Origin of the sequence: Armatimonas sp. (assembly GCF_031410135.1) — a bacterium.
Classification (GTDB): domain Bacteria; phylum Armatimonadota; class Armatimonadia; order Armatimonadales; family Armatimonadaceae; genus Armatimonas.
In genome coordinates this window covers 1-15,443 of sequence record NZ_JANNYP010000860.1, presented here as the reverse complement: position 1 = coordinate 15,443, position 15,443 = coordinate 1, and the positions used below count along the sequence as shown (strand labels likewise).

Below are 15,443 nucleotides of genomic sequence, written 5' to 3'. Positions count from 1 at the left end.
AACGACTGCCCGGGAGAGGGGTTGGGGAGAGGTACGTTTCATTTCTTCCCCCACTGCGCCAGCAACTTCGGGCTCTCGGGAAGCCCCATGCGGTCCGCACTGGGCGTGTGAAGCAACTCAATTGCGGTGACGGGGCCATCGGTGGCACGCAGATTCACGGCTACCGTCGCGAGGCTGAGTGGCTTGCCCCCTTCATCACCGCTGACCGGCAACAAGTAAAGGCTCTCCTTGCTCCCTTGCGTCACCTTGAACGAGAAATCACAGCCGCCCTTGGGGGAGAACGCCACGCGAGCCGTGTCTCTGTCACCAGCAACTCGGGGGTCGAAGGTGCGGATGCGGTTGCCTTTGTAGGGGCCGATGGGGGGATAAAGCAAGTTCACATCGGGGGTGGCCAGTGAGATTGAGGCCATCACACTGATAACAGGCACTTCCACTTCGGTGGGGTAGCGCACGCCATCGGTCTGTACTTTCTGCGTGTAGTCCCCCGTGGCATCATCCCACTTGTAGAACTGCCCTCCCCGAGAGACCGCCACTTTCCGCTCCAGATACGTCTGCATCCTGCGAACATTGTAGTCGGAGAAGTGGCGCAGGAGAAACGGCTTCTCTTGGTCGCCGCTCCCGCCGCCTTGCATCGGGTCGGCTTTGTAGGTTCCCGCCACCCAGCGCCCGCTGGACTGCTGAACCGTGGGCGGCAGGAAGGTCTTCGAGGACAGGTCAAAGCCCCAAGTCGGCCCGACATGGACTTCGTTGAAGATTTTAGGAGGAGGTATGCCGTGCATCGCACCACGGTAGGGGTAGTCCTTCTGCTCACCGATGTGCGGGAGGCTGAAGGCATGCCCCAGCTCGTGGTTCATGATCCCCACGCTCGGACTCCCCACACCGTTGTAGCCACCGGCTTGCCCCCCTGCAGGTACGCCCTGGATCGTGACGTACGACATCGCCACATCCTGGTTGCCTCCCGCCCGTGAGAGCGCCCCAACCCACTGGAGTGCCGCTGCTTGCTCGCCATCGAATTTCTTCCCGGTCTTGGTGAGGTACTCCTGCGGAGAAGCAACTTTGACGGGAGCCACTCCTGCGGCGGGCCGTCCGGGGATCACCAGCTCGGGGAAGTTAATGTTGCGCACCCGCTCCAGCTCGAAGCCTGCCACAGGCCACTTAGCCGAGAGCTCCTTAAAGAAACCCTCGGGGTAGTCCTTCCCTGGCTTTCCGAAGTAGTGGATGTCGAACATCTTCATCTTCACCACGGTTGGTGCCCCGACGGCCAGCTCATGTCGAACGCTCTGGGAGCCCGCACGCACCTCGACACTTAGACCTGGGCGCACCAGGCGTGCGGGAATCAGCGCCGTGAAGCTGTCTTCTAATTTGTGCTGCACCACGCCGGGTTCGGAGGAGAACGCTTTGGGCAGAGTTGCTGGGCCTTGGAGAGTGAGCATCGCCGTCTCCCCCTTGCTACGAACCAGTGCCTGCACGGGCGGAACCGCCGCGCTGCTCTCCGAGACGAGGTGCACTTTGAGAAGAGCATCCCGGTTGCCTGTCAGGCGAAAGTAGGGCTGATCGGGCTTCATCACATGGGTCTGCGCCAGATAGACCGCCTCAATGCGAATATCGTCGGGCCGAGTTCTCTTCATCACATCTCTCCTAGGCAAGTAGTATAACCGTTCTTTTCGCGTGGCGTTTCAGTCCAGTGTTGCCTCTTGTAAAAAGACAAGCCGCACCGGGCCGAGCAGGCCGGAGTCTAGCAGAGGAGAGTTCGCGCTGTAGTGCTGCCAGGTGGCGAAGCTCTTTCGCAGGGTTGCCGGACGCGGTGATCCCTTCAAGAGCCACTCGGGGATCGCGGCAATACCGCGTCCTCGTCCGGACGTGGTTCCACCGGTAAATCGCTCGTCTTCCGGGAGGGCCGCGTCGCCGATCAAGCGGTTGACCCACTGGTTGGTCACGCGTACTTCTAGCGTGTTCACACCGGGGCGGAGCGCTTTTGTCACCTCGACCTGAAACGGCGCATTCCAGAGCGTTCCCAGCGCCGTGCCATTGAGCCAGACCTGCGCCAGTACCTCAACGCGCCCTAGCTCTAGGCGGGCCTCGGAGAACGTAGCCTCAGGAAGCATGAAGCTGGTACGGTAGGTGGCAGTTCCCGAAAAGTGCTTCACATCCGGGTGCTCGTGCCGTGTCCAGGAGCTCAGGCGCTCCAGCGAGATCTGCTCAGGAGCGCCCCAACCGGTGGGGAATCTCACCTGCCAGGGCCCCGTAATCTCTAGCGGCGCTGGCACCGCCTTCACGACAGCCTGCCAGCGCTTACCCGAGGCAGACGTCAGCCGCATCGCACTGGGAGCGCTCGCTCGCAGACGTGGCAAGCCGTTCGCATCCACCGTCAGTGCATAGTCTGGCAGAGTCGCAACAGCGCCCACTGCCCCAAGCTCCAGGCGTTTCTTCTCGCTGCGTGTCTCGGTTCTCTCTGTCCCATTCAGGCGATAAGTCACCGTGAGCTGCTTGACTTTCTTGAACGCTGGATCGCCAAAGAGGCTATTGCCGACCTCAAGGCTCAGTGCTCCGTTCTTCACGAGCTTTTGGAGCTGCTCGGTGACGTCCTTGCCCTCCGAGCCATCCACAGCCTCGTAGCGAGCGTGGCGAATCTCCAGCGCCGTCGGTTGTACAGACGCGCTCCCATTTAGAGGCGCGATGGCAACCAAGTGATCCGCGCTACCTGCGGCCTCACGGAAGACCACAAACACGGAGCCCGATGGCTCCAGCGTGAGTGCAACCGTCGTGCTGCCCTCTTTCTCGTGCCAGATGGGCGCTTTACGGATCTCACCAGTCTCGGGATTCCATAGCTCGGGGCACTTACCACGGATGCGAAACGTGGCGTCCACCACGGACGGCTGAGCACTCTGATTCGAAACAAAATAAAGATCCGTGTCTGCCGTTCTGCGGTGGAGATACTCTATCTGAGGTGCGGAGAAGCGGGCATCGGGCATAAGGCGGAGCTGTGCCAGCGCCTGCTCCAGCGACCACTCAGGGATTGCCTTTCCGAGCCGCCGGACTTCCTCGTCGCATCTAGGGTAGCCTGCCAGGCTCGGGGACTGTGTGGGGCGGGGGCCGACCACGAGGGCTCCGGCCTGGATCAGGGCGGCGAGCTTGCGTGCCAGGGCGGGGCGCATCCCCCGGCTGGGCATCAGCACCAAGGCACGGTAGCGCATGCCGCCTGGCAGCACCAGCTCGCCGTTCTTTACGGATAACTTCATCACCGTGGCGACATCCACCACGCCGTAGTCGTAGCCAGGGGGCGGGGCGGGACGGAGCGCGTCACGAACCTCCAGGCTATTAGCACTGGCGGTGTCCTCACCGAGCACGTAGCAGAGATCCATCACGGCGTGGCCCTCTTGCAGGAGATACTGGCACCGCGCGATGTAGGTCATCCAGGCCGCGCTCTGCTCAAACCAGGTGTTGTTCCGGTTGCCCTGCATCCCGTGCGGTCCCATGGTCATGCCCGGCAGAACCGAGCTCGGCCAAGGCTGATGGACAAACGTGTGAAAAATGAAGCGGTTGATCCCCTGCGTGAAAAAGTAGTCGCCCTCGGCCTTGAGCGACGCGGGGCTATTGATCCAGGCGTTCGGTGGGGACGCCGTAAATGCCTCCGCTCCTACAAACTTTCGGCTGCTGGCATGCGCCGCCGATGCGGCCAGCTTGCCCGTCCAGGTGTAGCGCCCCGGTGACCTCACCCAGAACTCGCCCATGGGAATATCAGCACGGGCGGCGACTTCGGCGTGGCTGAAGTTGCCGTTGCCGTAGGGCTCAATGGAGAGCGTCAAGCCCTGCTTGTGGCAGAGCTGCTCAAAGGTGCCGATGTACTCACTCAGAAACAGATCCGCAATCGTGCGGCGAAAGTCCCACAGAAAGCGCTCGGACTGCTCCAGGCTTCCCACCACGCGCCCGGTGATGCAGGGCAGATAGGCCAGTAGGTCGTAGCCGTGCGTCTTGCGAAATGCTGTCGCGAGCTGCGGTGTCCAGTTCTGGTAGCCCACCTCGTAGCTATCAATCAGGATGTTATTGAGCGCCTTGCCCCTCAGGGACGGCCCGATGTCCGCGATGACCTTGGCCATCGAGCTGTGCCAGTGCAGTAGCGCCGCCGCACGGCTGAGCTTGTCGCACTCCAGCCCCACACCCTCCGGGGGAGCGGGGCGGTTGGTGGAGCCCGTTGGGGTGTGGCCAAAGCGCACAAGGGTCCACTCACCCGCAGGCACCTGCCAGCTCTTACGTCCCGTGAGATTAACAATCTCTTTCAGAGCGATACAATCGCCCGGCTCGACCGTGCGCGTGTCAGGAGCGGGCCGATCCTTGGCACCAAACCCGGCCTTGGCCTCAATATCCGCGATCCGAAAGCCACTGCCGCCGCGCAGCTCGCCCTTAGGTGTGGGAAAGGCGAGAATCGCAATATCGCGGTAGTAGCCCGCCGTGGCTTTGGGTTGCTCCAGCTCGCCCGAGAAAACCATTGGCCCCGTGACGCGCTTCTCGGAGAACACCAGCTTCTGCATCGCGTGCTCCGGGGTGATCCAGGGGCCACCCGAGCTCGACCAGCCCGCACAGTTGTGCAGGCAGACCTCCAGCCCCAGGCGCTCGGCTTCCGTGAGGGCGTGCTTCATCATCGCGCGCCAAGTATCGCTCATATAACCAACCGGCCCAGCGGGAATGCCATCCGTCACATGAAATGCCTGACACCCCCCGATTCCCACACGCTGCATCGCCTCTAGATCTGCCGTGATGCCCTGCTTGCTCACATTACCGTTCATCCAGTGCCACCAGGTGTGGGGTTTGGCCGAGGCAGGCGGACGAACGAAGCCCGCTTCAAGCTCCGTCTTTTTCTGGTGACTTGTCATGGTTTATCCAAGTTCTTGATCCGTAGGCTTCGCCAGCGGATTTCTTCGCCGGGCGCTTTCTTGCCTGCCCCGATGCCATGCACTTGCAGCGCGATCACGCCGCGCAGGGTTAGGCTGTCTTTGAGCTCGGCGGCTTTGACCCCGTTGATCCAGGTCTGGAGTTGATCGCCCCGACACTCGATACGCGCTCGGTTCCACTCGCCTTTTTTAAACGCTTTCTGAGCCGTGGGGTTCTGCTTCAGATCCACCAGCCAGCCGCGCCGTCCTTCATCGTAGATACCGCCGGTGTAGGCACGTGCGGAGGGATCAATCTCGTACTGGTAGCCATGAACACGATCCGCGGGGAGTTTCTTGGGCATTCCCGCGACCATGAGCTCGGTGGACTTGTCAAAAAACTGGCTACGAAACTGAACCCCGGAGTTCATCGTGTCCGCCACTTTAAACTCAAACTCCAGAATAAAGTCGCCGTAGGTCTGCTTGGTGCAGAGAAAGGTGTTGGGGCTTCCCAGCACAGTCTTGCCGACAATCGCGCCGTCCTCCACCCGGTACTCCGCCGTGCCACTGTGGCGCTCCCAGCCGTCTAGGTTCTCGCCATTGAAGAGGCTGACCCAGCCCTCCGCGTCCGCAACGAGCTTGGGCTTCGGGTTCTGGTTGTAGGCAGGGTTCTTCAGCGGAATCACCGCCTCGGTGTCTTTAAGAAGCGCGTCCAGACGCGACGCAAGCTGCGTCACGCGCTCTGGCTGCGTGGCAGCGAGATCACGCCGCTCACCAGGGTCGGCCTTGAGGTTGTAGAGCTCGTGGCGGTTGGCCTGCTCGGGACCGTCGCAGTAGAACCGAATCAGCTTCCAGTCGCCGACGCGCACGGAGCTGGCGGGAGTGCTGGGGGTGGGCGCGGGCATCGCCTCGTAGACATTGCTGCCCTGGCCGTGCGGGAAGTGGCAGAAGATCTCCTGGCGAACGGCTTTATTTTTCTCCAGCGCCTGCCGCTGGCTCATGCCGTCGAAGCGTTGCGCACTTGAAGGAAGCTTCCAGCCGAGCATGTCCACAAACGTGGGGAAGAAGTCCGTACTCTGGATCAGCGCCGCGCTCTGCGACGCGGGCTTGACTTTTCCCGGCCAGACCACCACCAGCGGCACACGCGTTCCCGCCTCGTAGATATTGCCCTTGCCCGCCCGGAGCGGCAGCGCACTCGTCACGGGGACGCTGTGAAACTCCTCGGGCATGTGCTCTTTGTTAGGAACAATATAGGGGCCATTGTCCGACGTAAAGACGATAATAGTGTTGTCCAGCACGCCCGCCTTGTCCAGCGCGGCCACCAAGCGCCCCACCACTTCGTCCAGTGTCTCGATCATCCCCGCATAGACCGGGTTGCGCTGAAGTGACTTGGGGTCGGCCTTGGCGCGGTATTTTGTGATCTGCGTCTCTTTCGCCTGCCACGGAGAGTGCGCCTCAAACGACCAGTAGTTCAGGAAAAACGGCTTGTCTTTATTTTTTGCGATAAACCCCACGGCCTCGTCTGCGACTAAGTCCTCTAAGTTATCGCCGGGCTTGCCGTGGCCCTTCCAGACGGGAAACGGGTAGAAAAAGCCCTTTCCCAGCGGACTGGGAGCCGACGTGTGGGGGACATCGAAGTCAAAACCTTGCTGGAGCGGGGAGTAGGGCTCGGGGCCGAGGTGCCATTTCCCAAAGTGCGCCGTGGTGTAGCCGTCGGCCTTGAAGGCTTCTGCCAGCGTGTAGTACTCGGTCTTAAAGCGCGTGACGCTCTCGGCGGTCAGCACTTTCTGCGTTGGAGCCGCCTTGCCGACTAAGTTCTTCGCAAAGACCTCCTTGGGCAGGTGGCAGTCGGGAGCTGTGATGCCGGTGCGAGCGGGAAAGAGGCCACTCAGAATACTGGAGCGCGTGGGCGAGCACAGCGGGCTCGCCGAGTACGCCTGGGTGAACGCCATACCGCGCCGGGCCAGCGCGTCTATGTTTGGGGTCTCGTGAAATTTACTGCCGTAGAGCGAGAGATCGTTCACGCCCAAGTCATCGGCGAGAATAAAGACCACATTGGGTTTTGGCTTTGGCTTCGGCGGTGCCGCGAGAGCCGTACTTGCAAGTGTGCCGAGCAAGAGCAGGGCGAGGGGTTTCATCATTATCTTAATGTCTTTCGGTAGTCGTCGCACCGAGCACGAAGCTGGCTCAGCGTTTTTGTATACGCAGCGTTTCCCGCCAGATCACGCTCTTCCTGCGGGTCGGTGTTCAGGTCAAAGAGTTGTTCTAAAGGCTGCTGCGGTTCTGTGTAGCGGATGTACTTCCAGCGCTCGGTACGGACGCCCTCGCTCTTGGGAATCGGCTTGCGCGGCGGGTCGGTGTTGTAGGTGTGCTCGTAGTACCAGTCGGCGCGGCCCTTGGCTTTGGCATTGCGCAAGATCGGCTGGAGATCGCGGCCTTGCATGCCCTGGGGAATCGGAACACCCGCCATCGCGAGAATCGTGGGCGCGAGGTCAATATTGAGCGCCAGCTGCGAGCGCCGTCCGCGCGTGGACTTTGGCAGGCGCGGGTCGCGGATGATCAGTGGCACGTGGATAGACTCCTCGTACATCAGCCACTTGCCGTCGAGTCCATGTGCGCCGTCCATCGAGCCATTATCTGATAGATGGATTACCACGGTGTTCTGATCAAGCCCCTGCTCTTTGAGTGCCCGACAGATCTCTCCCACGGCAGCATCGGCGCGACTCGTGTAGGCATAGGTCTTACGAAGTGCGGATTGGAATGTCGCGGGCTTCTCAAACCACTCGGGAGTGGCTCCCAGACTGCCCCGGACATTCTCGGGGAGCGCCTCAAACGACTCCCGACTCAGATTCTTCGGCGGCGGAATGGTCGCGTTGGTGTAGGGGTCTTTATACTCTGGGTCGAAGTAGTCCAGCGGCCCATGCGGCTCTTTCAGTGCGATAATTAAGCAGAACGGCTGCTCAGGCTTTGCCTCCTTCAGAAACGCGACGGCTTTCTCGGTCATCACGGTGGTTAGGTAGCGCGGCTTGCCATCTATCATCTGTTTAAACGCGATGTTCTGTGGAAAGCCGTACCAGAGATCGAACTGATCGGCAGGCAGAGCGAGCGCTTTATTGGGCTGAGGTGCACCGATGGCAAACTTGCCGAGAAAGCCCGTACGGTAGCCTGCCTTGCGTAAAAGTGCGGGAAAGGTCTGCTGCCACTGCGCCGCCGAGAGCGGCGTCTTGAAGTCCGCAACTCCATGGCGACGCATGTGCTGGCCCGTGTAGAGACTCGCACGGCTACAACAGCAGATCGCGGTGGTGACAAAAGCTTTCTCAAAGAGCACGCCCTCTGCGGCAAGCTCATCCCAGTGCGGCGTCTTCAGCACGGGATTGCCGGTGCAACTCAGGCCGTTGTACGGCTGGTCATCCGTCAGAAAAAAGACAAAGTTCGGTTTTGTTTTCATCATTTCCTTACTGCTAGCACTGCGCTTAGCCACGCTCGTAGTGCCACTCGGGCAGCCGTGTCGCGGAGTACCCAAGCATCGTTGTGATTCCGGAACGGCACACTCTGGAAGGTAAAGGGAGCTTGGACACCCGTTGAGGCGATATACGAGCGTGTTGCCTCTGTACTTCCGTCGCAGACAAACGAGGGGCGCCCCTTTAGCCGTTTTAGGCGCGCCACGGCAGAAGCAACATCGGAGCTGGGGTAGGGCCACGTTTTCACACCGTCGTAGTGGCTATACGCAATAAAGGCCCGCCAGAGACTGGCGATTTCGTCGTCGTGTAGTCCCAGATAACCGCAGGCGATGGCGCCCCGGGAGAACCCTGCGAGGATCACGGCAGAGGAGTCCCCGCCGTACTGGTCACAGACCAAGCGGACGGCTGTCTTACAGTACTCCAGAGTGGCGTTGACATCGCCCCACCACTGGGTGCAGATACGGGTACGTCCCACATCAATATACGGCAGACAGAGCCAGAGAAAGCCCTGGCCTGCGGAGAGTCCGTAGCCCAGCTTACTCCCCTCCGGGACACCGTGAGAAACATCCCCGAAGCGGTTGGAGTACCCACCGTTACCGGCATACTCGACTATCACTGGGTATTTCTTTCCCTCTTTCCAGTCCGTAGGGAGATACAGCACATGATAGACCTGCGTACCCGCGTATTCCGAAAGGAAGTGCCTCACGCGCCTCCCTGCCTTAGGCATCCCTTCGCTGAGTGCGGGCAGAGTCAGGTCGGCAGGAACACTGCTGAGATCGGGGAGCTCTTCGCCATTCATAGCGGTTTCAGAGGCAGCAGGGCAGCTTTAGGACCTTCGGTGAGCGTGAGCAGCGCCTCTCGTGCAGGTTGGAGCCCAGAGTTCTCCTGGCTCAGCCGTGCTTTCGTCTTCGCCAGTGCCCCGGCGGGTGCCCCGAAAAAATTAGGGGTCATTACCTTGTTTTTCATAGTTTGATGAGCTCGCCCTGGCGTATCACGACCGGCCCAAGAAGGCCCGCGAGCTGGAGGGGGGCATTTTTTTTCGGGGCGTTGATCGCCCAGGTTTTTCGCTGGCTCTCGGGGAGCGCGGCATCGTAGGCAAGACGGTTGTGCCAGGTATTGGTCACGGTGACGGAGATAGAGTTGCGCCCTGGGCGTACCAACCCCGTAATCTCCACGCGAAACGGCGCGGCCCAGAGGGTCGCTACTGCCTTGCCATTGACCGTCACTTCGGCGATCACCGCCACTCGTCCCAGATCCAGCATCAGCCTTGCAGACGCGGCAGAGACGTCGAGGTTCACTTCCGTGGTGTAGGTTGCCGAGCCTGAAAACGCGCGGGTCGCCTGGTCGGCGAGCTCCGACCAGGGCTGGAGCGTGGGCAACGCAAGTCGCTCAGGCGCGTCCCAGCCCGGCGGAAACGACAGGTACCACGGCCCAATCAGGGGGATCGTCTTGGCCTGTTTGGCGACAGCATGCGCAAGCGCTTTATCGCTACGGGTGAGGGTGTAGTCGCCGTTTTCCCAGCAAAGCAGCTGCTTGCCTTCACCGAGAAGCTCGTACTCAAATATCGGCGGAGGCGTCTCGACCCAGGGCTGGACTTCCTCACCGGATTTTAGACCCTGAGTGGCCTGTGGCACGCCGCGATCCGTGCCCTCGGTGAGCGAGACGCCGTTGTGCGTTATCCGAGTGAGCGTGCTCATTTTTTTTGTGGGGACGGTGCGGGGAAAGATCACAAAGACCGAGCCCGCAGCGGGCAGCTCCAGAAAGACGCGAGTGTGCTTGCCCGGACGCTCCAGAGGCTCAACGATGCTTGCAGGCTTACTCGTGCCGGTGAGCGGGTCCCACAGCTCCGGCTGGCCCTGGCTACGAAAGCTCAGTGCGGCACGGAGCGGCGCTTTGCGGTCCGCTGCCACAAAGTAGATATCGTGGGTTTCCGTGCGGCGGTGGCACCAGAGCGCAGAGCGAGCTCCGCTCACGTCCGGCTCGATCCCTAGCTGAGCGAGAGTTGCCCTCACCTCGCCGCCCCAGAGCAGCCGTCCCGCACCAAGACGGCGCTCCCCGCGCAGGCTTGGCGCAGTGCCCCAGAGCTCCTCCAGTAGTTTTTGGAAGCGCCGCTGCTCCTGATCCCCGCCGCTGAGCGTGGGATTTTGAGACGAGGGCAGGCCAATCACGGTCGCGCCTTTGCGCACCAGCTCGCTCAAGCGGGCGAGCGTCGCCGCAGTCAGGCGAGGGCGATTGGGCAGCAGCAGCACCCTCCAGGTCACTCCCTCCGGTGTTTTCAGGAGCCCCTTGTCTACACTCAGGCGATTCAGAAGCGCATCGGCGTTCAGATAGTCGTACTTAAAGCCTTCGGGAAAGAGCTCCCCTTGATCCTGGCGTGGTTTATGATCCAGATCATCGCCTAGGTACCAGAGAACATCCGAAACAGGCTGGCCTTGCTCCAGCAAAAAGCTAGTACGTGCGAGGTACTCCGTGAAGTGCGGCAGGTGCTTCCACCAGGTCTGACCGCGCAGAAAGGGCGTGCCGATGCCACGCCCAAATGAGGTGCCAGGAACCAACTCAAGGCTGGGATTGTGGGTGTAGGTATGAAAAACCAGATGGTTGAGTCCCTGTGCGAAGTGACGGTCGGCCAGGTGCTTGAGCATAAACGGGTGCTCGTCCCAGCGTAGCCCGATATTGGTGAACGCCTCGGCGGCGATGCGCGGCTTTCCGTAAATATGCGCGGCGGAGACGGCGGGCAGCATTGGTTTCGCCTCCAGCCCTCCTCCGTGTGGGTCGTTGGGGTGCCAGAACTCGCACATAGGAATATCGGCCTGCCCGTAGTACTGCAAGATGTCTCCCGTAGGAACGTCCCCCGGCCCCGACTCAAACGAGAGCGTCATGCCCCGCGCTCGGCCCAGCGCCGCAAGGCGGCTGTAGTAGTTCCTGACCAGCAGGTCGCTGAGCGTCGCACGCCAGTCGCGCAGAAAACGCTCGCTGGTGCCTGGATCACCCACCACCCAGCCTGCCAGCGCGGGCAGCCAGGAGCGCAGCGCGTAGCCCCGGAGCGCGGCGAACTCTTTCTCCAGCGCGGGTGTCCAGGTCTGCGTGCGGCACTCCCAGCTATCAATTACCATGCCCTTTAGCCGCCCCGCATCCGCCGCCCCGCCCGGCGCGGAGAGCCGCCCAATGTAGCCCGCAAAGTGCGCCTCGGCACCACGTGGAGAGAGCTTGTCACACTCAAAGCCCGTGGCCTCAGGAGGGGCAGGGCCGTTTTTCTTGCCCGTATTGACATGGCCAAAGCGCAGGATCGTCCATTTTCCCGCAGGCGGGCTCCAGTGCAGCGTGCCGCTCTCGTCTAGGTAGCGGCTCAGGTCTAAGACACTCTCAGGCGCGATCCAGGCCGCACGGTCTTGAGGCAGCAGCACGCTCCGATCCAGGCTCCGCAGGACAAGCCCGGACTGTCCGTGCCAGTCGTGGAGGCGGGCCGCTGAGGAGAGCGTGAACACAGAGAACTCAAGCGGCGTCTTGTTCTCAAACGTGAACCTGAAACCCCGTGCCACGGTCTTGGGCACGGCGAGAACGAGGGGCTGATCGTCCTGCCAGTTGCTGCGTGGGATCTCGCGACGGGCGACCTCCACCAGGCCGCTCTCACCGAGTGCCTGCACATGGATCGTGGCCCCCGGATCAAAGTTTCGTCGTAGCGCAAGCTTCTCCACGGGGGGCAGCTCCAGCGAGCGAAGCGTCACCGGCTGGGCAAACGTCACCTCAACCCAGCTTGGTTTTTCGGCGGCAGAAGCGGCGGCGACGCGAACCGTTGCGCCTTTATTTCCCGCAAGAACCGCCGCCCAGTCCTGCTCATTCTGGCTGCTACGCACGGCAGTGGGAACAAGTATAGGCTCCGCATCGCCGTCGGGGGTGGGAAAAGCGAGCACGGCGATATCGCGAAAGTCACGCCAGGGCTCCTGGCTTGGCTGTGGTCTTGCCAGAGCTAGCGAGAGTGCACTGCCGCTCTGCCCTTGCTCGACTCTCGTCTGGCTCCAGATCAGATGGCGCATCGCATTTCCGGGCGTGATCCACGGCCCCCCGGACATCGCCCAGCCCGGACAGTTCTGCATCGTAAAGCGCAGCCCAAGCCGCTGACACTCGCTGGCCGTGTGGCGGATCATGTTGTCCCAAGACGGGCTCAGACACTCGATCTGCGGGGGAGCACTCTTCCACGCCTGCCCGGTGGCATTGCCATGAAAGAGCTGGATGCCCTCCAGGCCCGCTTTCTGAATCGCCTCCAGATCTGCCGTCAGCCCTGGTTTGGAGACATTGCCCCCAATAAGATGAAACCAGGTCTCGGGGTGCGAGGAGCGCGGCGGAGTACGAAAGCCTGTCCTCAGTGAGTCTTTGGGCGCTAGGGGCATGGTAGAGAGCTCAGTTCTTAATTGTCGGTTTTATGGGGTGCAGGGTTGCTTTGGGGCCCTCGGTAAGTATGCCGGGCGCAGGAGCAGGCTGGGTCACGCGCCCGGTGGCGGCCCACTCGACACCGCGTGCAAAGGTGATCTGGAACCCCAGCCCGTTGAGCGCTTCCACAAAGTGCCCCAGCGTCGTGTGAAAGACGCGGCCCTTGCCGAAATCGCGCACCATCAGCATCGGCTCGTACTCTTTGGTCTGGTTCGAGAGCGCCGCTCCGAGCACGGTCATTTCTTTCGCGGGGCCACGGAGCGCGTGGTAGAGCTCGTCTTGCGCGTGCATCCACTTGGCGGGAAGGCCCTTCAGGATCGGGTGCTCGGGTGAGTAGGTCTCGACCAGAAACTCGCGCTGAGGGCCGTGCCCGCCACTGGGGCCATCTACTTGCTCGGGAGTCCAGGCGTTATTGCGCAGCCGCAAGTACGGGCCAGACTTGGGGGTGCGCCCGCCCCAACCGCCAACTCCGATCAGCTCGTTGTACTCGGGCCAGTTGCCAAAGGCATTGTTGGCGGCGTGGTAGCTCACAAAGCCGCCGCCGTTTTTGACAAACGCCACAAACGCCGTGCGGACTTCCTCGGGCCAGTCCTCGCCGTTGTAGTTGGAGACGACCACCTGGTAGTCCGAGAAGCGCGGTCGCCACTTCGCCCAGAGCGCGGCAGAGCTTGCTTGACGCGTTGTTTCTGCGGCCTCAAATGCTTTGAGCGCCGCACTGTGCGCCGCGCTCTGCTCGGGCGTGGGACTCTTGGGGAGCCGTGGGGGGCGCGCGGAGCCAGCGGGCGCGGTGGAGACCTCGACAGTGAAGACTCCCGTCTCCTCTAAGATTGCCTTGAGTAGCGGCGTGGTCGTGGCCCACTGGTGGTTGTTCTGCCCATCCACAATCAGCACTTTGATCTTAGGATCAGCCGCATGGACTTGGGAAGCAATCATCCCAAAATAGACGAGCGCCCAGACCAGAGCAATAGAGATAGTTTTCATAGCTAGCCTTCGGACGACATTTGCGGGTTGGTGGTTCATCGCGGAGCCTTCGGCTCACTGAAACGGCGGCGCAGAGAGTCGGTCAGAGAGCCTGCAAGCTGCTCCGGGGTCGCAATCGCGCGGAGGGCGCTCTTGCCGAGGCGATCCTCCAGCTGGCTCAGGTAGAGACTACGCGGACGGACGGGCTTTCCCCAGGACTCCCAGCTGCCCGGAGCCCGGTCTTTGAGGAACTCTTTGCCCTTCACGCCCGAGCAGCCCACGGCCCAGTTGTGCGCGGTCGGCGGCGTCTGGCAGATCACGGTGCCGGTGCAGTTCCAGAGCATGTGGTTGGCTCCTGCCCAGCCCTGACCGCTTCCCATGAAGCCGCGATCCTGGACGTAGAGCTGGCCGCAGACGATATTATCGTAGAGCACTCCGGTAGACCAGCCATTGTGCGGCCCGGAGTCGGAGTGGGTGTTCTCTGCGAGGCAGTCCACAAAGGCGTTGGGGCCAGGAGTTTGGTAGCCGGTCATGAAGTCGTGGCGACCCTCGCGGGCATAGCAGCGCTGGACGAGAACTTGCTGGCCGCGCACCCCGAACGAGTAGCGCCTGGAGGGGACGATCTGAGAGACGGGATCGAGGCTCGCGCAGTCTTCAATCGTGACGCGCCGCGTCTGGGCGTTGGTGGAGGCACAGCCCTGCTGAAAGTGGAGCGCGGTGACCTGTCGCACCCAGCAGTCCAGCGCGAGGCCCAGATCTATCGCATTACTGGCATGGGCTTCGTCTTTGGTCTCCTCACCTTTTTTATACTCGCTTCGCAGGCGCAAATTCTCTATGCCCGCCTGCTCCACTCTCGGCGCGGATCGGTAGCGGCAGACCGAGCCGCCGCCAAAAGCCGTCTCCATCGCCATCACCACGGGGGCATCAATCGTGATGCTCTCGCTGTCCACCGCGACCACGACGCGCTCATAGCTCATGTCATACTTCCCCGGAGTCCACTGCTTGGTGAGTGCGGGGTCGCCCGGACGAGGGACGATTCGATCCATACCGATGGCAGCGATCCAGGCAGCTGTTGAGGGGCGCTCGACGAGAATCTTATCCCCCACACGAAACGCATCGGGCTTGGCGATGCGCAGTCGGCGCGCTCCCACGGCGACGTGGGTATCGAGAAGTGGCTGCCGGGACGCCTCTTCTCTGGCCTGAATATGCTTTCCTTCACCCCCGAGCTTGAGGAGGGCACGTACTTTGGTGCCTGTCGCTAGAATCGTGGTGCTTGCTGGGCTGCGATCCTGCCCTTCCCCTCGCAGAACTACGCCCGAGGGGATGCTCAGCGCGTCTGCAACCCGAAAAATGCCGCGCATCAGCAGAACGGCACCGCGCACGCCCGTGGCATCGGCAGGCAGGCGCCCGACTTGCTCCAGAGCCGCCTGAATGCGTTCTCCATCATCGCTGCTCTCGCTCTCGCTGCTTTTCAGGGTCACGCGCACGGGGGCGAGAGGGATCGCCACACCGCCGCCCTGGTAGCCGCACCACGAGAAATCGGGAACCGTATCGCCTTTGCTATCGGCACGGTAGAGCAAGCGCCCTTTCGGGCCGGGGTAGACGAGAGTACTCTCTGTTTTCATGACCAGACAAACTTCTCCAAAGTGTTGAGCTCCGGCGACCCGCCGCGCTTGCCACTGCCTGCGGCGATATAGAGCGTGTCGCCCACAAACCCAAGCCCTGAGCC

At 61.8% G+C, this 15,443-nt stretch carries 9 protein-coding genes; all 9 read right to left on the bottom strand.

The annotated features are described in order from the left end of the window. Nucleotides 1-38: 38 nt before the first annotated feature. Genes RMO15_RS30855 through RMO15_RS30815 form a run of 9 tightly spaced genes read right to left on the bottom strand, consistent with a single transcriptional unit; the run spans nucleotide 39 to nucleotide 15,339 of the window. Entirely contained in the window at nucleotides 39-1,628 is a 1,590-nt protein-coding gene (locus RMO15_RS30855) for a M66 family metalloprotease (protein ID WP_309722388.1), read from the bottom strand. Between the two features lie 48 nt (nucleotides 1,629-1,676). Further along, entirely contained in the window at nucleotides 1,677-4,871 is a 3,195-nt protein-coding gene (locus RMO15_RS30850; protein WP_309722329.1) for a glycosyl hydrolase, read from the bottom strand. Further along, nucleotides 4,868-7,006, bottom strand: a complete 2,139-nt coding sequence (locus RMO15_RS30845) for a sulfatase-like hydrolase/transferase (protein WP_309722326.1) — start codon at nucleotides 7,004-7,006, stop codon at nucleotides 4,868-4,870. Before RMO15_RS30845 ends, RMO15_RS30850 begins: the two co-directional genes overlap by 4 nt. After that, nucleotides 7,006-8,316, bottom strand: coding sequence for a sulfatase (locus tag RMO15_RS30840; protein WP_309722323.1), 1,311 nt, complete (start codon nucleotides 8,314-8,316; stop codon nucleotides 7,006-7,008). Before RMO15_RS30840 ends, RMO15_RS30845 begins: the two co-directional genes overlap by 1 nt. Then, the gene (locus RMO15_RS30835; protein ID WP_309722320.1) at nucleotides 8,313-9,125 is read right to left on the bottom strand and encodes a hypothetical protein; all 813 of its coding nucleotides are present in this window, start codon (nucleotides 9,123-9,125) and stop codon (nucleotides 8,313-8,315) included. Before RMO15_RS30835 ends, RMO15_RS30840 begins: the two co-directional genes overlap by 4 nt. Then, complete coding sequence (locus RMO15_RS30830) at nucleotides 9,122-9,277, bottom strand: hypothetical protein (protein WP_309722318.1); 156 nt, start codon at nucleotides 9,275-9,277, stop codon at nucleotides 9,122-9,124. Before RMO15_RS30830 ends, RMO15_RS30835 begins: the two co-directional genes overlap by 4 nt. Nucleotides 9,278-9,288: 11 nt before the next feature. Beyond that, complete coding sequence (locus tag RMO15_RS30825; protein ID WP_309722315.1) at nucleotides 9,289-12,714, bottom strand: glycosyl hydrolase; 3,426 nt, start codon at nucleotides 12,712-12,714, stop codon at nucleotides 9,289-9,291. A gap of 10 nt (nucleotides 12,715-12,724) precedes the next feature. Then, a complete protein-coding gene (locus RMO15_RS30820; RefSeq protein WP_309722312.1) occupies nucleotides 12,725-13,735 on the bottom strand; it encodes a ThuA domain-containing protein in 1,011 nt (336 codons plus the stop codon). Nucleotides 13,736-13,770: 35 nt separating this feature from the next. Further along, on the bottom strand, nucleotides 13,771-15,339 hold the full coding sequence (locus RMO15_RS30815) for a hypothetical protein (RefSeq protein ID WP_309722309.1): 1,569 nt from the start codon (nucleotides 15,337-15,339) through the stop codon (nucleotides 13,771-13,773). Between the last annotated feature and the right edge of the window lie 104 nt (nucleotides 15,340-15,443).

What these genes read in the sequence shown, in the direction of transcription:
- RMO15_RS30850 (WP_309722329.1), bottom strand. Translation starts at nt 4,871, where the DNA reads ATGACAAGTCACCAGAAAAAGACGGAGCTTGAAGCGGGCTTCGTTCGT.
- RMO15_RS30835 (WP_309722320.1), bottom strand. Translation starts at nt 9,125, where the DNA reads ATGAATGGCGAAGAGCTCCCCGATCTCAGCAGTGTTCCTGCCGACCTG.
- RMO15_RS30840 (WP_309722323.1), bottom strand. Translation starts at nt 8,316, where the DNA reads ATGATGAAAACAAAACCGAACTTTGTCTTTTTTCTGACGGATGACCAG.
- RMO15_RS30820 (WP_309722312.1), bottom strand. Translation starts at nt 13,735, where the DNA reads ATGAAAACTATCTCTATTGCTCTGGTCTGGGCGCTCGTCTATTTTGGG.
- RMO15_RS30815 (WP_309722309.1), bottom strand. Translation starts at nt 15,339, where the DNA reads ATGAAAACAGAGAGTACTCTCGTCTACCCCGGCCCGAAAGGGCGCTTG.
- RMO15_RS30825 (WP_309722315.1), bottom strand. Translation starts at nt 12,714, where the DNA reads ATGCCCCTAGCGCCCAAAGACTCACTGAGGACAGGCTTTCGTACTCCG.
- RMO15_RS30845 (WP_309722326.1), bottom strand. Translation starts at nt 7,006, where the DNA reads ATGATGAAACCCCTCGCCCTGCTCTTGCTCGGCACACTTGCAAGTACG.
- RMO15_RS30830 (WP_309722318.1), bottom strand. Translation starts at nt 9,277, where the DNA reads ATGACCCCTAATTTTTTCGGGGCACCCGCCGGGGCACTGGCGAAGACG.
- RMO15_RS30855 (WP_309722388.1), bottom strand. Translation starts at nt 1,628, where the DNA reads ATGAAGAGAACTCGGCCCGACGATATTCGCATTGAGGCGGTCTATCTG.